The organism is Pseudomonas sp. P4_B4, assembly GCF_056402255.1.
This window is the reverse complement of sequence record NZ_JBFUHS010000008.1, coordinates 130,440-152,968: the sequence shown is the minus strand read 5'-3', so window position 1 is coordinate 152,968 and position 22,529 is coordinate 130,440. Positions and strand designations below refer to the sequence as shown.

21 protein-coding genes and 2 riboswitches are annotated in these 22,529 nt (G+C 62.0%); of the genes, 14 read left to right on the top strand and 7 right to left on the bottom strand.

Going from position 1 to position 22,529, the window contains the following annotated elements:
• The first annotated feature begins 106 nt into the window (after positions 1 to 106).
• Positions 107 to 691, top strand: a complete 585-nt coding sequence (nfuA, locus tag AC1DVE_RS12090) for a Fe-S biogenesis protein NfuA (protein WP_007912592.1) — start codon at positions 107 to 109, stop codon at positions 689 to 691.
• 170 nt (positions 692 to 861) lie between these two features.
• Here nfuA and cobM read toward each other — a convergent pair whose 3' ends face one another.
• The 4 genes from cobM to AC1DVE_RS12070 all read right to left on the bottom strand — a co-directional run bounded on the left by cobM (position 862) and on the right by AC1DVE_RS12070 (position 3,013).
• A complete protein-coding gene (cobM, locus tag AC1DVE_RS12085) occupies positions 862 to 1,608 on the bottom strand; it encodes a precorrin-4 C(11)-methyltransferase (protein WP_223460946.1) in 747 nt (248 codons plus the stop codon).
• 84 nt (positions 1,609 to 1,692) lie between these two features.
• The gene (locus AC1DVE_RS12080; RefSeq protein ID WP_223460948.1) at positions 1,693 to 2,106 is read right to left on the bottom strand and encodes a cobalamin biosynthesis protein; all 414 of its coding nucleotides are present in this window, start codon (positions 2,104 to 2,106) and stop codon (positions 1,693 to 1,695) included.
• Entirely contained in the window at positions 2,103 to 2,810 is a 708-nt protein-coding gene (locus tag AC1DVE_RS12075; RefSeq protein WP_223460949.1) for a CbtA family protein, read from the bottom strand. The genes AC1DVE_RS12080 and AC1DVE_RS12075 overlap by 4 nt, the downstream gene beginning before the upstream one ends.
• 11 nt (positions 2,811 to 2,821) lie before the next feature.
• Entirely contained in the window at positions 2,822 to 3,013 is a 192-nt protein-coding gene (locus AC1DVE_RS12070) for a CbtB domain-containing protein (protein WP_218430808.1), read from the bottom strand.
• 121 nt (positions 3,014 to 3,134) lie between these two features.
• Positions 3,135 to 3,360: riboswitch (cobalamin riboswitch) on the bottom strand.
• A gap of 237 nt (positions 3,361 to 3,597) precedes the next feature.
• Positions 3,598 to 3,810, top strand: a riboswitch (cobalamin riboswitch).
• Between the two features lie 103 nt (positions 3,811 to 3,913).
• Here AC1DVE_RS12070 and cobW point away from each other — a divergent pair.
• From cobW to AC1DVE_RS12050, 4 genes are all read left to right on the top strand, one after another.
• Positions 3,914 to 4,984 carry a cobalamin biosynthesis protein CobW gene (cobW, locus tag AC1DVE_RS12065; protein ID WP_317848677.1) on the top strand — a complete coding sequence of 357 codons (1,071 nt, stop codon included), beginning with the start codon at positions 3,914 to 3,916 and terminating at the stop codon, positions 4,982 to 4,984.
• Positions 4,985 to 4,987: 3 nt separating this feature from the next.
• On the top strand, positions 4,988 to 8,830 hold the full coding sequence (cobN, locus tag AC1DVE_RS12060) for a cobaltochelatase subunit CobN (protein ID WP_223460951.1): 3,843 nt from the start codon (positions 4,988 to 4,990) through the stop codon (positions 8,828 to 8,830).
• Between the two features lie 118 nt (positions 8,831 to 8,948).
• Complete coding sequence (locus AC1DVE_RS12055) at positions 8,949 to 9,956, top strand: magnesium chelatase ATPase subunit I (protein ID WP_477783948.1); 1,008 nt, start codon at positions 8,949 to 8,951, stop codon at positions 9,954 to 9,956.
• A gap of 119 nt (positions 9,957 to 10,075) precedes the next feature.
• Complete coding sequence (locus tag AC1DVE_RS12050) at positions 10,076 to 10,621, top strand: vWA domain-containing protein (RefSeq protein ID WP_317848676.1); 546 nt, start codon at positions 10,076 to 10,078, stop codon at positions 10,619 to 10,621.
• A 137-nt stretch (positions 10,622 to 10,758) separates the two neighbouring features.
• Here AC1DVE_RS12050 and AC1DVE_RS12045 read toward each other — a convergent pair whose 3' ends face one another.
• Positions 10,759 to 11,982 (bottom strand): NADH:flavin oxidoreductase/NADH oxidase family protein, encoded by a 1,224-nt coding sequence (locus AC1DVE_RS12045; protein WP_223460955.1) that lies wholly within the window; start codon positions 11,980 to 11,982, stop codon positions 10,759 to 10,761.
• A gap of 76 nt (positions 11,983 to 12,058) precedes the next feature.
• Between AC1DVE_RS12045 and AC1DVE_RS12040 the strand changes: the two genes are divergently transcribed.
• From AC1DVE_RS12040 to AC1DVE_RS12000, 9 genes are all read left to right on the top strand, one after another.
• Positions 12,059 to 12,463: a MerR family transcriptional regulator gene (locus AC1DVE_RS12040; protein ID WP_223532074.1), complete on the top strand. Its 405-nt coding sequence runs from the start codon at positions 12,059 to 12,061 to the stop codon at positions 12,461 to 12,463.
• A gap of 425 nt (positions 12,464 to 12,888) precedes the next feature.
• Positions 12,889 to 13,737: a transporter substrate-binding domain-containing protein gene (locus AC1DVE_RS12035; RefSeq protein ID WP_150753471.1), complete on the top strand. Its 849-nt coding sequence runs from the start codon at positions 12,889 to 12,891 to the stop codon at positions 13,735 to 13,737.
• A 51-nt stretch (positions 13,738 to 13,788) separates the two neighbouring features.
• Positions 13,789 to 14,451, top strand: coding sequence for an amino acid ABC transporter permease (locus AC1DVE_RS12030; protein WP_032829783.1), 663 nt, complete (start codon positions 13,789 to 13,791; stop codon positions 14,449 to 14,451).
• A 9-nt stretch (positions 14,452 to 14,460) separates the two neighbouring features.
• Positions 14,461 to 15,123, top strand: coding sequence for an amino acid ABC transporter permease (locus tag AC1DVE_RS12025; RefSeq protein ID WP_223460958.1), 663 nt, complete (start codon positions 14,461 to 14,463; stop codon positions 15,121 to 15,123).
• Positions 15,120 to 15,914, top strand: a complete 795-nt coding sequence (locus AC1DVE_RS12020; RefSeq protein ID WP_223460960.1) for an amino acid ABC transporter ATP-binding protein — start codon at positions 15,120 to 15,122, stop codon at positions 15,912 to 15,914. The genes AC1DVE_RS12025 and AC1DVE_RS12020 overlap by 4 nt, the downstream gene beginning before the upstream one ends.
• Positions 15,915 to 15,942: 28 nt before the next feature.
• Complete coding sequence (locus AC1DVE_RS12015) at positions 15,943 to 16,332, top strand: RidA family protein (RefSeq protein ID WP_046038467.1); 390 nt, start codon at positions 15,943 to 15,945, stop codon at positions 16,330 to 16,332.
• Positions 16,333 to 16,476: 144 nt separating this feature from the next.
• Positions 16,477 to 17,241, top strand: coding sequence for an IclR family transcriptional regulator (locus AC1DVE_RS12010; RefSeq protein WP_223461251.1), 765 nt, complete (start codon positions 16,477 to 16,479; stop codon positions 17,239 to 17,241).
• Positions 17,242 to 17,280: 39 nt separating this feature from the next.
• Positions 17,281 to 18,498 carry an amino acid deaminase gene (locus AC1DVE_RS12005; protein WP_223460962.1) on the top strand — a complete coding sequence of 406 codons (1,218 nt, stop codon included), beginning with the start codon at positions 17,281 to 17,283 and terminating at the stop codon, positions 18,496 to 18,498.
• 141 nt (positions 18,499 to 18,639) lie between these two features.
• The gene (locus tag AC1DVE_RS12000) at positions 18,640 to 19,575 is read left to right on the top strand and encodes a sugar kinase (RefSeq protein ID WP_223460964.1); all 936 of its coding nucleotides are present in this window, start codon (positions 18,640 to 18,642) and stop codon (positions 19,573 to 19,575) included.
• A gap of 74 nt (positions 19,576 to 19,649) precedes the next feature.
• Here AC1DVE_RS12000 and AC1DVE_RS11995 read toward each other — a convergent pair whose 3' ends face one another.
• Positions 19,650 to 19,925, bottom strand: a complete 276-nt coding sequence (locus AC1DVE_RS11995) for a peptidylprolyl isomerase (protein WP_007898282.1) — start codon at positions 19,923 to 19,925, stop codon at positions 19,650 to 19,652.
• A 66-nt stretch (positions 19,926 to 19,991) separates the two neighbouring features.
• Complete coding sequence (locus AC1DVE_RS11990) at positions 19,992 to 22,529, bottom strand: PAS domain-containing hybrid sensor histidine kinase/response regulator (RefSeq protein WP_223460966.1); 2,538 nt, start codon at positions 22,527 to 22,529, stop codon at positions 19,992 to 19,994.

Genomic DNA, 22,529 nt, shown 5'->3' with positions numbered 1-22,529 from the left:
CTGATCTCTTGTGGGAAATGTCAGGAATCTTTCCCGACAAAAATACTAGGACTTTGTCCGGCGCGTTGATTGGCGTAAACTGCGCCCAAGCCTGCGAGGAGTTTCCATGACCGCTATTACCATCACTGACGCCGCCCACGATTATCTGGCTGATCTGCTCTCCAAGCAGAACACCCCGGGCATCGGCATCCGCGTCTTCATCACCCAGCCTGGCACCCAGTACGCCGAAACCTGCATTGCCTACTGCAAGCCGGGCGAAGAAAAACCCGAAGACACCGCGCTGGGGCTCAAAAGCTTCACCGCGTACATCGACCACTTCAGCGAAGCCTTCCTGGACGATGCCGTTGTCGACTACGCCACCGACCGCATGGGCGGCCAGCTGACTATCAAGGCGCCAAACGCCAAAGTACCGATGGTCAACGCTGACAGCCCGGTCAACGAGCGCATCAACTACTATCTGCAAACCGAGATCAACCCGGGGCTGGCCAGCCACGGCGGTCAGGTCAGCCTGATCGACGTGGTCGAAGACGGCATCGCTGTCCTGCAGTTCGGCGGTGGTTGCCAGGGCTGCGGCCAGGCCGACGTGACGCTGAAGGAAGGCATCGAGCGTACCTTGCTCGAGCGCATCCCGGAGCTGAAAGGCGTTCGCGACGTGACCGACCACACGCAGAAAGAAAACGCCTATTACTAAGGTGTTCGCTGCGAAACGAAAAAACGGCGCTGTGGCGAGGGAGCTTGCTCCCGCTTGATGGCATAGCCATCACAAAATCAGTCAATGCATTTTCCCGTGATGAATGCGTTGGCTGATGTTGGGACCGCTTTGCGGTCCAGCGGGAGCAAGCTCCCTCGCCACAGGTGCTTTCAGGGTCTGTAGAGATGCGCATGCCCCGCGCGATACAGCGATGACTCGCTGAAGTGATCACTGCCCAGCACCCGACCCACCAGAATCAACGCCGTACGACGAAAGCCCTTGGCTTCAACCTTCCCGGCAATATCCTCGAGCGTGCCCACCACCCAATCCTGATCCGGCCAGCTCGCACGGTGAACCACCGCAATCGGGCAATCGGCGCCGTAATGGGGTAGCAGTTCTTCAACGATCTTCGCCAGGTGATTAACCCCCAAATGAATCGCCATGGTCGCGCCGTGCTGCGCCAGGCTGGAGAATTCCTCTCCGGGAGGCATGGCGGTCTTGTCGGCGAAGCGCGTCAGGATCACGCTCTGCGAAACGTCCGGCAGGGTCAGTTCCGCACCCAAAAGCGCTGCGCAAGCGGCTGTGGCCGTCACGCCGGGTACGATTTCGAACCCAATGCCCAACTCACGCAGATAGCGAATCTGCTCGCCAATGGCGCCATACAGGCTTGGATCGCCGGAGTGCACCCGAGCCACATCCTGACCTTTGGCGTGGGCGTTCTTGATCAGGTCGATGATCTGTTCCAGATGCAGTTCGGCGCTGTTGACCACCTGCTCGGCACAATGACCTTCCAGTACGGCGGCAGGCACCAGCGAACCGGCATAAATGATCACCGGACAACTGCGAATCAGCCGCTGGCCCTTGACGGTAATCAGTTCGGGGTCGCCGGGACCTGCGCCAATGAAGTAGACGGTCATCGTCGGTTCCTGTGGGGAAAAAAGGGGCTGAACAGGGCTTCAGATGAAGAATGTTCATGATCAAAGCGGGGGATTATCGGTTTTTTACGCAGCGCCAGCCAATGCCAGTGTTGCCTGGGCGTATTTTTGTCGTGGAATCAGCAGTTTTGCCGGGGCCTGGGCCAGTTGTTCCGCCAGGGCCAGTGCGGCGCTTTCCGCCACGCCGTAGCAACCGGTGCGTTCAAACGCTATTTGCGATTGATGACTGAGTTGCGGTTCATAAGCGGCCAGTTGTTCACTGCTGAAATACATCAATTCCAGGCCAAGCTGCTGAGCCAGTTCGATTAACGCGGGTTCGTCGCGCTTCGAATCGATGCTGGCCAGCGCCTTGATTTCATGACGAGCAATCTGGTGTGCCTCCAACGCCTGATCGAGCAGCGCCAGCAACGTGCTGACGGGGCAGCCCCGTTGGCAGCCCAGGCCGACCACCAGGGTCGGCGCTGTGCTGATGTCAGTCATGCGTGGTATTGGCCATCGCTTTTGCGACGGAACAACCAGGCGCTGATCAGGCCCAGGGCCAGCCAGAACGCCACGTTGGTCAGTTGCGAAGCGATTTTGAACTGGGCTTCCAGCGCCTCTGGAGCAAGCATCGAATGCACTTCCGGTTGCGGTGCGCCAATCACATGGGGAACGGCGATGATCGCCGCGCCGAGGACTTTCATCAGCCAGTGACGGCTGAACACGATCAGCGCGATACCGACGGCGGTGGAGGCGGCGGTACCGATCCACCACAGTTGCCGTTGTGCCAGGTCCGCTGCGGCAGTGCCGGGCAATTCAGGTGGCAGGCCGAGGGTCGGCGCGAGCACGAAGGTCGCATAACCGGCCAGGCCCCAGAGCAGGCCTTGCGAGGTTTTGGTCGGCGCACGCAAGGTGTACAGGCCGGCCAGCATCAGGGCGAAACCGACGGCCACCACCAGGTTACCGCCGGTGGTCGACAGCACGCGCTGCCAGCCGTCTTCCGGTTCCCAGGCTTGTGCATCGTGGGTGTGGGCAGCCATGGCGCCATCGGCGTGTTCATGCATTTCAACAGCGGCCGGTTCGGCTTTTTCGTAGGTTTCGGCCTGCAAAATCAGCGGGGCGACCCAGAAGCTTTGCAGCAGGGTCAGCAGCAGGGCGGCCAACAGCCCGGTGAAACCTGCGGTTTGCGCAATACGCTTGATCATGTCGACAGCTCTCAATGGCACGGGAATGCGGAGCTGTGACGGGTATCGTGGGCGGCATTGTGCACCGCTTCGATGTGCGAGAAACCGGCGAAATACACAAGGCACGCGCCCAGGATCGACGCGCAGACGGCGGCGGCCAGACGTTGGGTCAGGGTTGAGGTGGTGCTCGCGGATGTGTGTTCGGCGCTGCTGATGATCGACATGGCGTTTCCCTCTGGTCTGTCAGCGGGGAATAAGAGCGCATGCAAACCCCCGCACGACCTGGCGCGCAGAGGTTCAAACAGCGCCCGCCCACCGCGGGTTTGTTGGTTCAGTGATCGTACTCGTCACTTTGTGTTGCGGGCCGGTCTCCGGGCTCACGAGGGGCAAAGGCTTGCGCCTGAACCTGAAAACATCACCTTCCCATGCCGCAATGGCACAGTGGATCTGACGCTTCGCTCGCTTACCGTTGCGGGGGCAGCACCGGACTGACATGGCTTAAGAGTAAAGCACATGATTCACCGGTTTCCCGTTTCACCCTGTGAAGGGCACCCGTAACAAGGTGTGTAGGAGAGCATGGGCGGGGGTTGGGCGTCAATTGGCAAGGGTTCTCACTTGAAATTTACACAAGACTCTGTAGTGAGGGGGCTTGCCCCCGTTCGGCGGCGAAGCCGTCGCAAATCCGGAGTGCAGGCTTTGTCTGGATAAAAGTAAGAGGGGTCGCTTCGCACCCAACGGGACGGTGCGGCGATCCGACAAGCCCCCTCGCCACAGGGATCGCAAGCATTGACCCGCCCCAATACCATGCGTAGCCTTGCGCTTTCGAGGTTCTTCGGCGTTTGCCGAAGCTAAGAAGGGAACGCGGTCGATGCCGCGGCTGCCCCCGCAACTGTGAACGGTGATGTTCGTTGCCACGCCACTGCTGACTCAATCCATGAGGCCGGCGGGAAGGCGCAGCGAATGCCAGGCTCAAGGCCGGCACACCGTCAGCCAGGAGACCTGCCTCGTCACAGATTCTCACTTTCAACCGGGCGGGGTGATCCGGTGGCGAACTCCTCAGGCACGCGCCTCCGCGTTGCCGGTCGTCGTCCCGTATGCCCGCCACATTAGCCATAGGGCATCCGATGAAAACACTGGCCAAACTCCCCGTCACCATCGTCACCGGCTTTCTCGGCTCGGGCAAGACCACGCTGCTGCGGCACATGCTCGACAACGCCCAGGGTCGCCGCATTGCGGTGATCGTCAACGAATTTGGCGAGTTGGGCATCGACGGCGAAATCCTCAAGCAGTGCTCCATCGGTTGCACCGAAGAAGAAGCCAACGGCCGTGTCTATGAGCTGGCCAACGGCTGCCTGTGCTGCACCGTCCAGGAAGAATTCTTCCCGGTGATGCGCGAACTGGTGGCCCGTCGCGGCGATCTGGACCACATTCTCATCGAAACGTCCGGTCTGGCCCTGCCCAAGCCGCTGGTGCAGGCCTTCCAGTGGCCGGAAATCCGCAGCGCCTGCACGGTGGATGCGGTGATCACCGTGGTCGACAGCCCGGCCGTGGCCGCCGGCACCTTCGCCGCGTTCCCGGATCAGGTCGACGCCCAGCGCAAACTCGACCCGAACCTGGACCACGAATCGCCGCTGCACGAACTGTTCGCCGACCAACTGGCCAGCGCTGACCTGGTGATCCTCAACAAAACCGACCTGATCAACCCGGCGGACCTGGCCCGCGTGCGCCTGGAAGTCGCCGAAGAATTGCCGCCAGCGGTGAAAATCATCGAAGCCAGCAGCGGTCGCCTGCCGCTGGACGTGCTGATCGGCCTGGGTGCCGGCTCCGAAGAACACATCGACAGCCGTCACAGCCACCACGACCATCATCACGATGGCGACGACGATCATGATGACCACGATCACGACGCCTTCGACTCGATCTCCATCGAACTGCCGCAAGCCGACGAAAGCCTGCTGCTGGATGCGCTGACCCAACTGGTGGTCCAGCACGGCATCCTGCGGGTCAAGGGTTTTGCGGCGATCCCGAACAAGCCGATGCGGCTGCTGATCCAGGGCGTGGGCACGCGTTTCGACAAGCACTTCGACCGCCAGTGGGGCGCCGAAGAAGCACGCATCACCCGCCTGGTGCTGATCGGCCAGGAACTGGACACCACTGTTCTCGAAGCGCAATTGCGCGCCGCGCTCAGCGTGTAAGCCATGCACCTGCTCAGGACCCAGCCCGGCGGTTTCGTGTCGGATGACAACATTGCCGACCTTGGACAAACCCCCGCCGAGCTGGTGATCCTGTGCAGCGGCGACTCCAGCCTGGCGCTGCTCGCCGAAGCGGCGCAGCAGTTGCCCGACGATTACCCAAGCGTGCGCCTGGCCAACCCGATGCAGGTGCAGAACCATGCCTCGGTCGATTTGTATGTCGATGAAGTGCTGCGTCACGCCAGGGTGATCCTGATTTCGCTGCACGGCGGCATCGCCTATTGGCGTTACGGCATCGAGCGCCTGGTGGAGCTGTCGCAGCGCGGCGTGCAGGTGATTCTGGTGCCGGGCGATGATCGCCCGGACCCGGAACTCAGTGACCTGAGCACCGTCGGTACCGAGGATCGCGACCGGCTCTGGCAGTTTCTGCGCCAGGGCGGCATGGGTAACGCCCTGGATTTTTTCCGCTGTCTGGCCAACCGCTGGCTGGCGCGTGATTACAGCTGGGGCGAGCCGCAAACCCTGCCACGTACGGCGATTTACCATCCGCACAAACACTCCGCCGCACTGAGCGACTGGCAAGCCGACTGGCACGCCGATCAACCGGTGGCGGCGGTGCTGTTTTACCGCTCGCATTTGCAGGCGGCGAACACCGCTTTCATTGATATTTTTTGCCAGCGTTTGCAGGCGGCGGGGTTGAATCCGCTGCCGATTGCGCTGGCCAGCCTGAAAGAACCCGGTTGTCTTTTCGTGGTCGAGGACTGGCTGGATGAGGCCAGCGTCTCGGTGATCCTGAATACCACCGGCTTTGCCCAATCCAGTCCTGAAGCACCGCATCTGCGCCCGTTTCGCCGCAATATTCCGGTGATCCAGGCGATTTGCGCCCAGGACAACGAACCCGGTTGGCGCGCCAGCGAACAGGGCCTCGGCCCCCGTGACCTGGCGATGCACATTGCCTTGCCGGAACTGGACGGCCGAATAATCAGCCGCCCGATCAGTTTCAAGGACCTGGCGTGGCGCAGTGAGCGCAGTCAGTCGGATGTGGTCTGCTACCGGGCCCAACCGGAACGCATGGATTTCGTTGCCGAACTGGCGCGGCGCTGGGTCGATCTGGCGCGGGTGCCCAATGCGGAAAAACGCATTGCCTTGATTCTCGCCAATTACCCGACCCGCGACGGCCGCATCGGCAACGGCGTCGGCCTCGATACCCCGGCAGCGGCGCTGAATATCCTGCGGGCGCTGCATGCCGAAGGTTATCCATTGCCGGCTGAATTGCCAGGCAGTGGCACCGCGCTGATCCAGCAGTTGCTGGGCGGCGTCAGCAACGATCTCGAGACCCTCGACCTGCGTCCGTGCCAGCAAAGCCTGGGGATGGATGACTATCTGGCGATGTTCAACGCTCTGCCCGAAGCCAATCGTGCGGCGGTGCTCGAACGTTGGGGCGCGCCGGAAAACGACCCGATGTGCCGCAACGGGCGGATGATGATCGCCGGCCTGCGTTTTGGCCTGACCTTCGTCGGCATTCAGCCGGCGCGGGGTTATCAGGTCGACCCGAGCGCGGTGTATCACGACCCGGACCTGGTGCCGCCCCACGGCTACCTGGCGTTTTACTTCTGGCTGCGCAACACCTACGGCGCCCATGGCGTGATCCACGTCGGCAAACACGGCAACCTCGAATGGCTGCCGGGCAAAGGCGTCGGGCTCTCGGAAAACTGCTGGCCGGACGCACTGCTCGGGCCGCTGCCGAACATCTATCCGTTCATCGTCAACGACCCGGGCGAGGGCGCCCAGGCCAAGCGGCGTACCCAGGCCGTGATCATCGATCACTTGATGCCCCCGCTGACCCGCGCCGAAACCTACGGCCCGCTGCGCAACCTCGAACTGTTGGCCGACGAATACTACGAAGCGCAGCTGCTCGATCCGCGCCGCGCCCGAGAGTTGCAGCGCGACATCCTGCAACTGGTGCGTGACACCCACATCGACCGTGAATTGCAATTGGACGAACAGCTCGACAGTGATGCCGACGCAGCGATCTGGTTGCCGCGACTCGACACTTATCTGTGCGATTTGAAAGAGTCGCAGATCCGCGATGGCCTGCATGTGTTCGGCGAATCGCCCACCGGGCGCTTGCGCATCGATACCTTGCTGGCGTTGTTGCGCATACCACGGGGCGATGGCCGGGGTGCGCAGTCGAGTTTGCTGCGGGCACTGGCCAAGGCCTTCGTGTTGGGCTTCGACCCGCTCGATTGTGCGCTGGCCGAACCGTGGACTGGGCCGCGCCCCGAGGCTCTTGTGGACATCAGCGAAGATACCTGGCGCACGGCGGGCGATACCCGCGAACGCCTGGAACTATTTGCCGCGCAGTTGATTTCGGACGCGTTGAATAGCACCTGTGGGAGCGAGCCTGCTCGCGATGGTGTGTCAGCCACATTGATGTCAACTGATACACCATCGCGAGCAGGCTCGCTCCTACAGGAGGCGGACTGGATTGAGGTACAAGCCATTATCGAGGGTTTGCGTGACGTCATTGCCCCGCGTCTGGACGCCTGCGGTCCGGCGGAAATGCGCGGATTGCTCGATGCCCTGAGCGGTCGCTTCGTCCCGGCCGGTCCCAGCGGCGCGCCGAGTCGTGGTCGTCTGGACGTGCTGCCCACCGGTCGCAACTTCTATTCGGTGGACGTGCGCAACCTGCCGACCACCACGGCGTGGCGCATCGGGTTCCAGTCGGCCAACCTGATCCTCGAACGACACCTGCAAGACCATGGCGATCATTTGCGCCAGCTCGGCCTGTCGGTGTGGGGCACCGCGACCATGCGCACCGGCGGCGATGACATCGCCCAGGCCATGGCGCTGATGGGCGTGCGTCCGGTGTGGGCCACCGGCAGCCAGCGGGTCGATGATTTCGAGATTCTGCCGTTGAGTTTGCTCGACCGTCCGCGTGTCGACGTGACCTTGCGTGTGTCCGGTTTCTTCCGCGATGCCTTTGCCAATCTGATTCGCTTGTTCGACGCGGCGGTGCAAGCGGTGGCTGACCTCGATGAGCCAGACGACCTCAATCCGCTGGCGGCCAAGGTACGCGCCGAGCGCGCAGCCTTGCTTCAGGCGGGGCTCGACGAAGACGCTGCGCGACGCCAGGCCGGCTGGCGGATTTTCGGGGCCAAACCCGGTGCCTACGGCGCGGGTGTGCAGGGCGCCATCGATGGTCGCCTGTGGCAGAGCCGAGAGGACTTGGCCGAGGTTTACCTTAACTGGGGCGGCTACGCTTATGGCGGTTCCGACGAGGGCACCGCCGCCCGCGAACAGTTCAGCCAGCGCTTGAGCCAGGTACAGGCGGTGCTGCAAAACCAGGATAACCGCGAGCATGATTTGCTCGACTCCAACGATTACTACCAGTTCCAGGGCGGTATGCTCGCGGCGGTGGAAAGCCTGAAAGGCGAGGCGGCGGCCAGCTATCATGGCGACCACAGCCAGCCGGACCTGCCGAAGATTCGCACCTTGAAGGAAGAGCTGAACCGGGTGATCCGCTCCCGGGCGGCCAACCCGAAGTGGCTCGAAGGCGTTAAACGTCACGGCTACAAAGGTGCGTTCGAAATGGCCGCGACAGTCGACAATCTGTTTGCCTTCGATGCCACCACGCAGTTGATCGACGATCACCAGTACGCGTTGCTGGCCGATGCCTACTTGCTCGACCCGGACACCCGGGATTTTGTCCGTGAACACAATCCCCATGCCTTGCGCGACATGACCGAGCGCATGCTCGAGGCGCAACAACGGGGGATGTGGAAGGAGCCCGGCGAGTACCGCGAGGCGCTGGAGAATCTGTTGCTGGATATAGAAGAAGACGGCTGACACAGAAGCCCGGGGCCAACACTAACCTGTGGCGAGGGAGCTTGCTCCCTCGCCACAGAGATCAAGTTTGTCCTTTGGATTGTTGATCGACACAACCGACCATGATGAGACGCCTGACATGACCGACACCCCCCATTTCCCGCTCTCCGCCGTGGTCGGCGCCGACGATTTGAAACTGGCCCTGTACCTGACCGCCATCGACCCGAAGATCGGCGGCGTGCTGATCGAAGGCCCGCGGGGTATGGCCAAGTCGACCCTGGCCCGCGGTCTGGCGGACCTGCTGGCCAGCGGTCAGTTCGTCACCTTGCCGCTGGGTGCCACCGAAGAGCGTCTGGTCGGCACCCTCGATCTTGACGCGGCACTGGGCGAAGGTCGCGCACAGTTTTCCCCCGGTGTGCTGGCCAAGGCTGACGGTGGCGTGCTCTACGTCGACGAGGTCAATCTGTTGCCCGATCACCTCGTTGATCTGTTGCTCGATGTGGCCGCCAGMGGCACCAATCTGGTGGAGCGTGACGGCATTTCCCATCGGCATTCGGCGAAGTTCGTGCTGATTGGCACCATGAATCCGGAAGAGGGTGAACTGCGTCCGCAATTGCTTGACCGTTTCGGCTTGAATGTCGCCCTCGGTGGCCACACCGCGCCGGCCGAGCGCGGTCAGATCATCCGCCGTCGCCTGGATTTCGACAACGATCCGCAAGGTTTCTGCGCCGAATGGGAATCCGCGCAGGCGTCTCTGCGCGAACGTTGCCAGAACGCACGCAATGCACTGCCGAACATTCCCCTCGACGATCAAGCACTGGCGTATATCACCGAACGCTGCTTTGCCGCTGGCGTCGATGGTTTGCGCGCCGACCTGGTCTGGCTGCGCGCCGCCCGGGTGCACGCCGCCTGGCGCGGGGTGAACGCGATCGCCGAGGAAGATATCGACGCCGTTGCCGAGTTCGCCTTGCGCCATCGTCGTCGCGAGCATTGCGCACCGGCGCCTCAGCCATCCCAGGCTGCGCAACCTTCTGCGCCGCAGAACGCCAACCCGAGCGAAGGGCAGGGCCAGTGGGGCGAATTGCCTGCCCAAGCGCTGGCGGTCGGCGCACGACGTGAAGTGCCGAGCTGGCCAAAAAAGCTCTAGGCATTCGTCCTCGCTCCGACGCGGGGGCGAATGCCAGACCCCGCGCCGGGCGGCTGGACCACGGTAAACAGGGCAAGCGTCACACGGCACGCAGCGGCTCGGTCAACTGGCCGGGCACTTTGCTCAATGGCCGACCGCGTCAGCGCGACGACCTGTTGTTTCACCTGCGCACTCGCTCGCCCCATGAACTGTGGCTGGTGATCGTGGATGCCTCCGCTTCGACCCGCCGTCATCAGGCATTGAGCGATGCCAAAGGCTTGCTGGCGCAATTGTTCGACGATGCCTATCGCCAGCGTGCGCGACTGGCTCTGCTCACGGCCAGCGGTGCTGCACCCAGGTGGCAGGTGCAGGGATTGAAGGCTTCGACGGGGTTGCGCCATTGGCTCGATGACCTCGGCGCCGGTGGCGGCACGCCGTTGCTGGCAGCTTTGAACGAAGCGGGGCACTGGCTTGCCGTACGACAAAAGCGTTTTCCGGCAGAGCAGCAGCGGTTGTTGCTGGTGACCGATGGCCGGCTAAAGGACTGGCCGTTGTTGCCCGTGTTGGAGTGTCCGGGGTTGCTGATCGACATCGAGCGTGGGCCGATCCGGCTTGGGCGCAGCAGGGTGTTGGCGGCGCAGTTGCAGGCTGAATACCGGCATATCGACGAACTGCTTCCAGGCTGAACTCTCCTTTGCCCGGGCCGGCCTCTTCGCGAGCAAGCCCGCTCCCACAGGGGGGAACGCATTCCAAATGTGGGAGCGGCGGTGCGGCGATCCGACTTGCCCGCGAAAGCGGTGGGTCAGTCAACATCAATTCCGGATCACTTGCCCATCGCCTGCCGATACTGCCGGGTGCGCTTGCCAATGTATAACCGGTCGAGAATCAACGCCCACAACGCCGAGACTTCAGGCCGGGGCTTGCGCCCACGGCTCAAGCGATGCAGCTGGAACTTGACCACCGCCATGCTCGCCAGCGCCGCCAGGGGCTTGCGCTTCCAGCGGATCGGCGGCAGTTGCGGATGGCTGTCCTGGCCTTCGCGCCACTGCTTGACCAGGTGCGGTTCCACGGCCAGCGCGGTGCCAATGCCGGCCATGGCAAGGCCGCTGTCGAGCACCTGTTCGACGATCGCCAAACGCCGGATCCCGCCGGTCACCATCACTGGCATCCGCGCCACGCTGGCCAGTTCGCCGGCCATTTCCAGAAAGTACGCCTCCCGTGCCAGGGTCCGGCCGTCGCGCGCTTCGCCTTGCATGGCCGGTGCTTCGTAACTGCCGCCGGAGAGTTCCAGCAGGTCGATCGGTTGTTCGTTAAGCCACTGGATCACTTGCCGCGCATCATCGGCATCGAAACCACCGCGCTGGAAATCCGCCGAATTGAGTTTTACCGACACACAAAATTGCGGCGACACCGCTTGGCGAACCGCCTCGACGACGGACAACAGCAGGCGCGCACGATTTTCCAGGGAGCCGCCCCATTGATCGGTGCGCCGATTGGTGAGCGGCGAAAGGAACTGACTGATCAGGTAGCCGTGGGCGGCGTGGATCTGCACACCGGTAAAACCGGCTTTCTCCGCCAGTGCGGCGCTGGTGGCGAAGCGTCGGATCACCTCCTGGATATCGTCCTCGGTCATGGGCTTGGGTTCGGCGAACATCTTCGAGAACTGGCCGAGGTCCAGCGCAACTGCCGAAGGCGCCAGCGCTTGCTGGCCGAGGTTGGCCATGGTCTGGCGGCCAGGATGATTGAGCTGCACCCAGAAATGCGCACCGCCGGCCCGACCGACGCTGGCCCACTGGCGGAAGCGCTCCAGGTGGCGCTCGTCTTCCAGCGCTACACCGCCGGGGCCGGTCATGGCGCGGCGGTCGATCATCACATTGCCGGTCAGCAGCAAGCCGGCTTCACCCTTGGCCCAAGCCTGATACAGGCGAAGCAGCGCCTCATCGGGCACTTGATCGGTGTTGGCGAGATTCTCTTCCATCGCGGCTTTGGCAATGCGATTGCCGATGGTCTGGCCGTTGGGTAAATTCAATGTTTGGAAGGGCGACATGCTTGACTCCTCGTGATGATCAGCAGAGGCTAAGCTTAAAGTTAACTTTAATGTCAAGCAGGGAAATGAGGCCGCAATGAAGATTGGTGAATTGGCGCAGTTGAGCGGGTTGACCGCATCGCGCATCCGTTTTTACGAGTCTCAGGGCTTGATTCGGCAGGTCGAGCGCTCTGCCAACGGGTATCGGCGTTACTCGCAACAGGCGCTGCAGACCCTGCAAATCATCCAATGCGCACAACAAGCGGGTTTCAGCCTGGAAGAGCTCAAACAGTTACTGCCGGATAATGTGACGGGCGCGTTCAAGCACGATGAGTTGATGGCCGGCCTGCATCGCAAGATCGCGCAGATCGAAGAGATGCAACGACACCTGGCCCATAGCAAGGCGCAGTTGCTGGGCTGGATCGACACCATCCAGGCCCGGCCCGAAGGCATGAGCTGCGATGAAAATGCCGAGCGGGTGATGACGTCATTCAAGCACTAGGTCAGGACGGATTGATCATCAGCGTACCGGCCCTCCACATGCCCGGCAGTGCAGGCAACACTGGTCACACAAAGGTATTGCGGTGAACACATTTCTCACGGGATTTTTACGGTTGACCGGGCAATAAGGCAGTCGGATGGGAGTTGCCCAATGGGCTGCCCTGGCTCGCAGGTCTTGCTTCGAATGGGGTCATGTGCGCCCAATTGTGAACCAGATACCCGCCTCCCTGTAGCCAACGGTAGCGCCAGTCTGCCCGTGCGTTTGGTAACGTTTTTTCCTCCTCTCGCGCATCCCTCTGATTCAAAACAAATTTCAATCTCCCTCACATTCCCTCCACATCCTGTGGCACACTTTCTGCTGTCTATTCCGTTGTTACATACCATGTTCCGGTATAGCGGAATAAACATCACCCTGGAGTGCTTGCCATGCATCGCCGTCCTTCCTTGTTCAAAGCGTGTGTTTTTCTGTTCGCGGCTTCTGCCGCTGCCATGGGTGTAGCCCAGGCGGCGGACAGTAAGCTCGATAGCGTTCTGGCCCGCGGCAAACTGATTGTAGGCACCGGCAGCACCAACGCGCCGTGGCACTTCCAGGGCGCGGACGGCAAGTTGCAGGGTTTCGATATCGATATCGGGCACATGATCGCCAAGGGTTTGTTCAACGACCCGACCAAGGTTGAGTACGTGGTGCAGTCGTCCGATGCGCGGATTCCCAACCTGCTGACCGACAAGGTCGACATCAGTTGCCAGTTCATCACCGTGACGGCCAGCCGCGCGCAGCAAGTGGCGTTCACCCTGCCTTACTACCGCGAAGGTGTCGGCCTGCTGCTGCCGGCGAACAGCAAATACAAGGAAATCGATGACATGAAAGCCGCCGGTGACAGTCTCACCGTGGCGGTGCTGCAAAACGTCTATGCCGAAGAACTGGTGCATCAGGCGCTGCCCAAGGCCAAGGTCGATCAGTACGACAGCGTGGACCTGATGTACCAGGCCGTGAACTCCGGCCGCGCCGATGCGGCAGCCACCGACCAGTCTTCGGTGAAGTACCTGATGGTGCAGAACCCTGGCCGCTATCGCAGCCCGGCCTACGCCTGGAGCCCGCAGACCTATGCGTGCGCGGTCAAGCGCGGCGATCAGGACTGGCTGAACTTCGTCAACACCACTCTGCACGAAGCCATGACCGGCGTTGAGTTCCCGACTTACGCGGCGTCCTTCAAACAGTGGTTCGGTGTAGACCTGCCGACCCCGGCCATCGGTTTCCCAGTCGAATTCAAATGATCCCGTGAGAGCAGGGCGCCCAAATGCGCCCCGCTCAAGGTACTGCTGACCATGAACTATCAGTTGAACTTTGCCGCCGTCTGGCGCGATTTCGACACCTTGCTGGCGGGGCTCGGTATGGGTCTTGAACTGGCCCTGGTGTCGATCGCCATCGGCTGCGTGATCGGCCTGATGATGGCGTTTGCCTTGCTGTCCAAGCATCGCGCATTGCGGGTGCTGGCGTCGGTGTATGTCACGGTGATTCGTAACACGCCGATCCTGGTGTTGATCCTGTTGATCTACTTTGCGTTGCCAAGCCTGGGGATCCGCCTGGACAAGATCCCCTCGTTCATCATCACCCTGTCGCTGTATGCCGGGGCGTACCTGACTGAAGTGTTCCGCGGCGGTTTGCTGAGCATTCCCAAGGGTCTGCGTGAAGCAGGGTTGGCCATTGGCCTCGGTGAGTGGCAGGTCAAGGCCTACGTCACCGTGCCGGTGATGCTGCGCAATGTGTTGCCGGCGCTGTCGAACAACTTCATTTCGCTGTTCAAGGACACCTCGCTGGCGGCCGCGATTGCCGTACCTGAGCTGACCTATTACGCGCGCAAGATCAATGTCGAGAGCTACCGGGTGATTGAAACCTGGCTGGTGACCACGGCGCTGTATGTGGCGGCCTGTTACCTCATTGCCATGATGCTGCGTTACCTCGAACAGCGTCTGGCGATTCGCCGATAGGAGGCCCCCATGTACGAATCCCCCAGTTGGTTGCATGAGTTGTGGGTGGCGCGAGAGGTGCTGTGGCAGGGCTTTCTGACCAGTGTCCAGGTGTCGGTGCTGGCGATTGTGCTCGGCACGCTCGTTGGCGTCGTCACCGGGTTGGTGCTGACCTACGGCAAATTCTGGATGCGCGCGCCGTTTCGTTTTTATGTTGATGTGATTCGCGGTACGCCGGTGTTCGTGCTGGTGCTGGCGTGCTTCTACATGGCGCCGGCACTCGGCTGGCAGATCAGCGCGTTCCAGGCCGGTGCACTGGGTTTGACGCTGTTCTGCGGCTCCCATGTCGCCGAGATCGTGCGCGGTGCATTGCAGGCATTGCCGCTCGGGCAGATGGAGGCGAGCAAGGCCATCGGCCTGACGTTCTACCAGGCCCTCGGTTACGTGCTGTTGCCCCAGGCATTGCGGCAGATCCTGCCGACCTGGGTCAACTCGTCCACCGAGATCGTCAAGGCCTCGACCCTGTTGTCGGTGATCGGCGTGGCGGAATTGCTGCTCAGTACCCAGCAGATCATTGCCCGGACTTTCATGACCCTGGAGTTTTACCTGTTCGCCGGTTTCCTGTTCTTCGTCATCAACTACGGCATCGAGTTACTCGGCCGGCACATTGAAAAGCGGGTGGCTTTGCCATGACTCAGACTCCAACCAATGCACAAAACGGCCAACCGCTGCTGGACATTCGCGGCCTGCACAAGCGTTACGATCAGCTCGAAGTGCTCAAGGGCGTGGACCTGAGCATGCAGCGCGGCAACGTGGTGACGTTGATCGGCTCCAGCGGATCGGGCAAGACCACGCTGCTGCGCTGCGTGAACATGCTCGAAGAGTTCCAGGGCGGGCAGATTCTGCTCGACGGCGAATCCATCGGTTATGACGAGGTCAACGGCAAACGCATTCGCCACCCGGAAAGAGTCATTGCCCGCCATCGCGCCATGACCGGCATGGCGTTCCAGCAGTTCAACCTGTTTCCGCACCTGACTGCATTGCAGAACGTCACCCTGGGCCTGCTCAAGGTCAAGAAGCTGCACAAGGACGAGGCGGTGTCCCTGGCCGAGAAATGGCTGGAGCGCGTCGGCCTGCTGGAACGTCGCGATCACTTTCCCGGTCAGTTGTCCGGCGGTCAGCAGCAGCGCGTGGCGATCGCCCGGGCGATTGCGATGAACCCGAGCCTGATGCTGTTCGACGAAGTGACCTCGGCCCTCGATCCGGAACTGGTGGGCGAAGTGTTGAGCGTGATCAAAGGCCTGGCCGAAGACGGCATGACCATGCTGCTGGTGACCCACGAAATGCGCTTTGCGTTCGAGGTCTCGGACAAGATCGTTTTCATGAATCAGGGGCGTATCGAAGAGCAGGGGCCGCCCAAGGAACTGTTCGAACGCCCGCAGTCGCCACGACTGGCGGAATTTCTCAAAAGCACCCGTTTTTAACCTTCTATTTCAATCAGGAGAAACACCCATGAGCATTACTCGTTACGGCACCGGCAGCACCGCCGCTGGCGGTCAGCCTCGCCCTTTCGCCCGCGCCGTTGAAGCCGATGGCTGGTTGCACGTTTCCGGGCAGGTGCCGGCGGTGGACGGCGAGATCATTACTGGCGGCATTGTCGAACAGACCCACCAGACCATGAAGAACCTGATCGCGATTCTCGAAGAGGCAGGTTTCGGCCTGGAAGACGTGGTGCGTGCTGGCGTGTGGCTGGAGGATCCGCGGGATTTCACGAGTTTCAACAAGGTCTTCTCCGAGTACTTCAAGCCTGAACACGCCCCGGCGCGAGCCTGTGTACAGGCGAACATGATGGTCGACTGCAAGGTCGAGATCGACTGCATTGCTTACAAGAAAAAGGCTTGAACCGAGGTGGCTTCATCGCTAGCAGGCTCGCTCCCACAGGGAAACGCATTCCAATGTGGGAGCGAGCCTGCTCGCGAAGGCGGCCTAACGATCAACCCACCACTCTCGGTAAACTCCCGGCGACTATGAATGGGAACCACTGAAATGACCGAAGACACCATCAAGCGCCGGGCACGCGGTCTGGACCGGGCGTTCGATATCCTCGATTTCCTCAAGGAGATCGGCCAGCCCCTGCGCCCGAACGACATCGCCAACGGCATCGGCAGCCCCAAATCCACGGTCTACGAACTGGTGGCCTCGCTGCTGGAACGGCGCATCCTGGAGCCGGTAGGCAAGGACGGTCATGTCTACCTCGGTCGTCAGTTGTATTTTCTCGGGCAGGCACACCTGCGCCATTTCGACCTGACCCGCGAGGCCGATCACGCCTTGCAGGAAATCGTCAGCCAGACCCATGAAACGGCGCAGATGTGCCTGCTCAACGGGCGCAAGTACACCGTTGCGCTGATGAAGGAGGGGGAGCGGCATTTCCGCATTTCCTCGGACATCGGCGAAAACGCGCCCATTCCCTGGACCGCCTCCGGGCGCCTGTTGCTGGCGCACCTGAGCGACCAGGCAATCGTCGACCTGATCGACCGCGACGACTTCATCCTGCCCGATGGCGAACGCTTGCCTCTGGAGCAATTTCTCAAGGAAATCCGTCAGGCCGGTATCGATGGTTTCTTTTCCTTCGATAGCGTCGCCGACACCTTTACCCATTGCTTCGCCGCTCCGGTCAAAGACCCCGGCGGCGTGGCCATCGCGACCCTGTGCATCGTCGCCCCACGGGCCGATGCGAAGAAAAACTACAACGACTACCGCCGGGTGCTGATCGAAAGCGCCAACAGCCTGGCCCGTCGCATCAACGAATAACAGCGGCTGCCAGCGGCCGCGTGAACGAGGAGTTCGACCATGTCTTCTGCCCCCAATACTGCCACCGTGGAAAAAGGCACCGCGCCCATGGGCGCCAGCCTGGTGCGTGACGTCAGCCTGCCTGCGCTGGTACTGCACCGCGAGGCGCTGGAACACAATATTCGCTGGATGCAGGCGTTCGTCAGCGACAGCGGAGCCGAACTGGCGCCCCATGGCAAAACCAGCATGACCCCGGCGTTGTTCCGGCGCCAACTGGACGCCGGTGCCTGGGGCATTACCCTGGCCAGCGCCACGCAAACCCGTGCGGCCTACGCCCATGGTGTGCGCCGGGTGCTGATGGCCAACCAGTTGGTCGGCACGCCGAACATGGCGTTGATCGCCGACCTGCTGGCCGACCCGACGTTCGACTTCTATTGCATGGTCGATCACCCGGACAACGTCGCCGACCTCGGCGCCTATTTCGCCTCCCGCGGCGTGCGCCTGAATGTCATGATCGAATACGGCGTGGTCGGTGGTCGTTGCGGTTGCCGCAGCGAGCAGGAAGTACTCGATCTGGCCAAGGCCATCGCTGCGCAACCGGCGCTGGCCCTGACCGGGATCGAAGGCTACGAAGGCGTGATTCATGGCGATCACGCCGTGACCGGCATTCGCGATTTCGCCGCTTCACTGGTGCGCCTGGCGGTGCAATTGCAGGACAGCGGTGCGTTCGCCATTGCCAAACCGATCATCACTGCGTCGGGTTCGGCCTGGTATGACCTGATTGCCGAGTCCTTCGAAGCACAAAACGCCGCCGGGCGTTTCCTCAGCGTGCTGCGTCCCGGCAGTTACGTGGCCCACGATCATGGCATCTACAAGGAAGCGCAGTGCTGCGTACTCGACCGTCGCAGCGACCTGCACGAAGGCCTGCGTCCGGCGCTGGAAGTGTGGGCGCACGTGCAGTCGTTGCCGGAACCGGGGTTTGCGGTGATTGCCCTGGGTAAACGCGACGTGGCCTACGACGCCGGTTTGCCGGTGCCATTGCTGCGTTACAAGGCGGGCGTGGTGCCGGCCAAGGGCGATGATGTGAGCGCCTGCAAAGTGACCGCGGTGATGGACCAGCATGCGTTCATGACCGTGGCGCCGGGGGTTGATCTGCGGGTGGGTGACATCATTTCGTTCGGCACTTCGCACCCGTGCCTGACGTTCGACAAGTGGCGTGTCGGCTGTCTGGTGGATGAGCAACTGAACGTCATCGAGACCATGGAGACCTGTTTCTAAGACTGAAACCGCGGCGCGGCTTTCGCGAGCAAGCCCGCTCCCACAGGGTTTTGTGTACACCGAAGATCCAATGTGGGAACGGGCTTGCTCCGGGCGGCGATCCGACGAAGAGGCCCTACCAGACAAAAGAGAAATCCGCGTATGAACACCATCAACACTCTGGGCCCCAACACTCCACGCATCGCCCTGATCGGCGAGTGCATGATCGAGTTGCAGCATCGCGCCGACGGCAGCCTGCAACAAAGCTTCGGCGGCGACACCTTGAATACGGCCGTGTACCTGTCCCGGGAACTGGGAGAGGACGGCGCTGTGGATTACGTTACCGCCCTGGGCGATGACAGTTTCAGCGACGCGATGTGCCAGAGTTGGGCGGCGGAAAATATCGGGCTCGACATGGTTCAGCGCCTGCCCGGACGCCTGCCGGGTTTGTATTGCATCCAGACTGACGCCGCCGGTGAGCGACGCTTTCTGTACTGGCGCAACGAAGCGGCAGTCCGCGATTGCTTCACCACCCCGGCCGCCGCGCCGATCCTCGCGGCGCTGCCGGATTACGACGTGCTGTACTTCAGCGGCATCACCCTGGCGGTACTCGGCGTGCAAGGTCGGGAAAAACTGCTGGAAACCCTGATCGAAGCACGCCAGCGCGATGCGCGGATCGTGTTCGACAACAACTACCGGCCAAGGCTGTGGGCTTCGGTCGAGGATGCCCGGGCGGCGTATCGCCGTGTGCTACCGCAGGTTGATCTGGCGTTGCTGACGGTGGATGACGAACAGGCGTTGTTTGGTTATGCCGATTGTGACGCGGTGTTTGCCGCGTATGAGCAGATCGGTACGCCAGAAGTGGTGCTCAAGCGCGGCGCCCAAGCGTGCCTGATTCGTTGTGATGGAGAGTCATTCGAGGTGCCGGCGCAGAAGGTCGAGCGGGTGGTGGACACCACGGCGGCGGGGGATTCGTTCAGCGCGGCGTATCTGGCTTCGCGGCTCAAGGGCGGCAGCCCTTCGCAAGCTGCCGAGGCCGGGCATCGGTTGGCGAGCCGGGTGATTCAGGTGCCTGGGGCGCTGATTCCCAGAGATTGAATCCATTATCTGTGGCGAAGGAGCTTTTGTGGCGAGGGGGCTTGCCCCCTCGCCACAGGGGCCTGGCCAGCCACTCAATCCCGGTAAAACACCTGCACCAGGTGATACCCGAACTTGCTCTTGATCGGCCCATGCACCACCCGGAGCGGTTTCTTGAAGATCACCGCATCGATCACGCCGACCATCTGCCCCGGCCGCACTTCACCGAGATCGCCGCCGCGCTTGCCCGATGGGCAGGTCGAGTACTTCTTGGCCAGCACGTCGAACGCTTCGCCCTTGGCGATGCGTTGTTTGAGCTGCTCGGCTTCTTCCGAGGTTTTCACCAGAATATGGCGGGCTTGAGCTTTCATGTGGCGGTACCTTGCAACGGTGGTGGCTATGTGGGTGGCAGCGGGGGCGCGCGATTATGCCTCAACTCAGTCCGGTTGACTGATCATCGTGCGAATCTTGTTGGCCAGCAGGTCGATGGAAAACGGCTTGGCCACCATGTCCATGCCTTCTTCGAGGAAACCCTGGCGCTCGGCGGCGATCTCGGCGTAACCGGTCATGAACAGTACTTTCAATTCGGGACGATGCTGACGGGCGATTTCCGCCAGTTGGCGGCCGTTCATGCCCGGCAACCCGACGTCGGTCACCAGCAGGTCCACCCGCAGGTCCGACTCCAGCACCGGCAGTGCGCCCTTGGCATCTTCGGCTTCATGGGCGCGGTAACCGAGTTCCCTGAGCAGGTCCAGTACCAGCATGCGCACCGCCGCATCGTCCTCGACCAGCATCACGGTTTCGCCGGCAATCGCCGCCGGTGCCTCGCCAATGACGGGCGACAGGACTTTTTCCGGCTCGGTCGAATGCAGGCGCGGCAGGTACAAGCGCACGCTGGTGCCCCGTCCGGGCAGGCTGAACAGACTGACATGGCCCCCCGTTTGCTGGGCGAAACCGTAAATCATCGACAAGCCCAAACCGGTGCCCTGGCCGATGGGCTTGGTGGTGAAGAACGGGTCGAATGCCTTGGCCAGCACCGAGGGCGTCATGCCGGTGCCGTTGTCGCTGACGGCAATCATCACGTAGTCGCCGGCCTTGACCGGTTCCAGGGTCGTGATGTCGTTGCCGTCGAGGTACACATTGGCCGTTTCGATCTGCAACTCGCCGCCATCGGGCATGGCGTCCCGGGCATTGATCACCAGGTTGAGCAAGGCGTTTTCCAGCTGGCTGACATCGGTGCTGACCCGCCAGATGTTCTCGGCCAGTTGCAGGTTGAGCTCGATATGGTCGCCCTTGGTACGCCTGAACAAGTCCACGAGCGAGTGAATCAACTCGTTGGGGTTCAGCGGCTTGCGGTTGAGCGACTGACGCCGGGAGAACGCCAGCAAGCGATGGGTGAGGGCGGCGGCACGGTTGGCCGAGGACACGGCCGCTTCGGTAAACCTGCCTATCTCGCTGGCGCGGCCGTCGGCAATGTAGCGTTGCATCAGGTCGAGGCTGCCGATGATGCCGGTGAGCATGTTGTTGAAGTCATGGGCGATGCCGCCGGTAAGTTGGCCGACCGCATCCATTTTCTGCGCATGGCGCAAGGCGTCTTCGGCACGCTCACGCTCGAACATCTCGTTTTGCAGACGTTCGTTGGCCTCGGCCAGTTGACCGGTGCGGGCGGCAACCCGTTCCTCAAGGGTTTCGTTGAGGTTGCGCAGGGCTTCTTCGGTCTTTTTGCGTTCGGTTTCGTCGATCACGAAGATGTAGAAACCGTTCACCGCGCCATCCGCGCCGTGGCGTGGCAGGTAATTCATCAAGGCCTGGCGGATGCTGCCGTCGCGGTGTGGCGTGCTGATGCTGAAGCAGCAGGGCCGGCCGGACAGCGCCTCAGTGATGTGCGGGGCGCGCAGCGCATAGGCTTCTTCGCCGAGCACTTCAAGAATGGTTCGTCCGTAAAGCTCTTGCGGCGTCAGCCCGTACCAGTCGAGGTACGCCGCATTGTTCAGGCGAAAGCGTTCTTCGCGGTCGACGTAGCTGATCAGGATCGGCATGGCGTTGATGATCAGTTGCAGCTCGGTCTGGCTCTGGCGCAGGGCCTGTTCGGTGTGTTTGCGTTCGGTCAGGTCCAGGGCGGCGCCGAGGAAACGCATCGGCCGGCCGTGGTGATCCTTGTAGCAGCGACCTCGGGCAAACACCCAGCGCATCTGGCCGTCGGTTTGCAGCAGGCGATATTCCTCGGCGTATTCGCTGCCGTGGGTGATGCAATGCTTGATGCTGCGGGCGATTAGGGCGCGGTCTTCGGGGTGTACGCCGTGCAGGTACTCACTGATCGGCAATTGACTGGCCATGGCCGGGTCGATGCCGTGCAACTGGGCAAAATGCGCATCGGCGATGAAACGGTCCTCGCTGATGTCCCAGTCCCAGGTACCGACCGCATCGGTGGCGGCGAGGGCCAGTTGCAGGCGCTCCTCGGTTTCACGCTGGGCCTTGAGGCTGGCCGCCGAGCGCTGTTCGAGTTCGAGGGCGATGCGCCGGCGTTCGTTGGTTTCGATGGCGGTGACCAGGATCCCGGCCACCTCGGCACCCTCGTCGCGGATCGGGCTGTAGGTCAGGTCGAGCCAGAAGTCGGATTCCCGGTCCCCGCGTTGCAGGGTAAAGCGCTGCTCGCTGTAGGTTCGTACCTGACCTTGCAGGACGGCGCTGTAGATCGGGTCGGTAAAGTCTTTCAACTCTGGCCATATCAAGTGTGCCGGCTGTCCGAAAGCGTGTGGATGTTTGCTTCCGGCGAGCAGGGCGAAGCCGTCGTTATAGATCTGCGTCAGTTGTGGGCCCCATAGCAGCAGCATCGGCATCGGTGAGTGAATGACGATGTCCACGGCGGTTCGCAGGCTTTGTGGCCAAGTGCTGGCAGCGCCCAGCGGGCTGCTTGCCCAGTCGAATCGGGCGATCAAGGCCTGGGCATCGCTGGCGGTCGGTGTTGCGTTCAT

What these genes read in the sequence shown, in the direction of transcription:
- nfuA (WP_007912592.1), top strand. Translation starts at nt 107, where the DNA reads ATGACCGCTATTACCATCACTGACGCCGCCCACGATTATCTGGCTGAT.
- cobM (WP_223460946.1), bottom strand. Translation starts at nt 1,608, where the DNA reads ATGACCGTCTACTTCATTGGCGCAGGTCCCGGCGACCCCGAACTGATT.
- AC1DVE_RS12080 (WP_223460948.1), bottom strand. Translation starts at nt 2,106, where the DNA reads ATGACTGACATCAGCACAGCGCCGACCCTGGTGGTCGGCCTGGGCTGC.
- AC1DVE_RS12075 (WP_223460949.1), bottom strand. Translation starts at nt 2,810, where the DNA reads ATGATCAAGCGTATTGCGCAAACCGCAGGTTTCACCGGGCTGTTGGCC.
- AC1DVE_RS12070 (WP_218430808.1), bottom strand. Translation starts at nt 3,013, where the DNA reads ATGTCGATCATCAGCAGCGCCGAACACACATCCGCGAGCACCACCTCA.
- cobW (WP_317848677.1), top strand. Translation starts at nt 3,914, where the DNA reads ATGAAAACACTGGCCAAACTCCCCGTCACCATCGTCACCGGCTTTCTC.
- cobN (WP_223460951.1), top strand. Translation starts at nt 4,988, where the DNA reads ATGCACCTGCTCAGGACCCAGCCCGGCGGTTTCGTGTCGGATGACAAC.
- AC1DVE_RS12045 (WP_223460955.1), bottom strand. Translation starts at nt 11,982, where the DNA reads ATGTCGCCCTTCCAAACATTGAATTTACCCAACGGCCAGACCATCGGC.
- AC1DVE_RS12040 (WP_223532074.1), top strand. Translation starts at nt 12,059, where the DNA reads ATGAAGATTGGTGAATTGGCGCAGTTGAGCGGGTTGACCGCATCGCGC.
- AC1DVE_RS12035 (WP_150753471.1), top strand. Translation starts at nt 12,889, where the DNA reads ATGCATCGCCGTCCTTCCTTGTTCAAAGCGTGTGTTTTTCTGTTCGCG.
- AC1DVE_RS12030 (WP_032829783.1), top strand. Translation starts at nt 13,789, where the DNA reads ATGAACTATCAGTTGAACTTTGCCGCCGTCTGGCGCGATTTCGACACC.
- AC1DVE_RS12025 (WP_223460958.1), top strand. Translation starts at nt 14,461, where the DNA reads ATGTACGAATCCCCCAGTTGGTTGCATGAGTTGTGGGTGGCGCGAGAG.
- AC1DVE_RS12020 (WP_223460960.1), top strand. Translation starts at nt 15,120, where the DNA reads ATGACTCAGACTCCAACCAATGCACAAAACGGCCAACCGCTGCTGGAC.
- AC1DVE_RS12015 (WP_046038467.1), top strand. Translation starts at nt 15,943, where the DNA reads ATGAGCATTACTCGTTACGGCACCGGCAGCACCGCCGCTGGCGGTCAG.
- AC1DVE_RS12010 (WP_223461251.1), top strand. Translation starts at nt 16,477, where the DNA reads ATGACCGAAGACACCATCAAGCGCCGGGCACGCGGTCTGGACCGGGCG.
- AC1DVE_RS12005 (WP_223460962.1), top strand. Translation starts at nt 17,281, where the DNA reads ATGTCTTCTGCCCCCAATACTGCCACCGTGGAAAAAGGCACCGCGCCC.
- AC1DVE_RS12000 (WP_223460964.1), top strand. Translation starts at nt 18,640, where the DNA reads ATGAACACCATCAACACTCTGGGCCCCAACACTCCACGCATCGCCCTG.
- AC1DVE_RS11995 (WP_007898282.1), bottom strand. Translation starts at nt 19,925, where the DNA reads ATGAAAGCTCAAGCCCGCCATATTCTGGTGAAAACCTCGGAAGAAGCC.
- AC1DVE_RS11990 (WP_223460966.1), bottom strand. Translation starts at nt 22,529, where the DNA reads ATGAACGCAACACCGACCGCCAGCGATGCCCAGGCCTTGATCGCCCGA.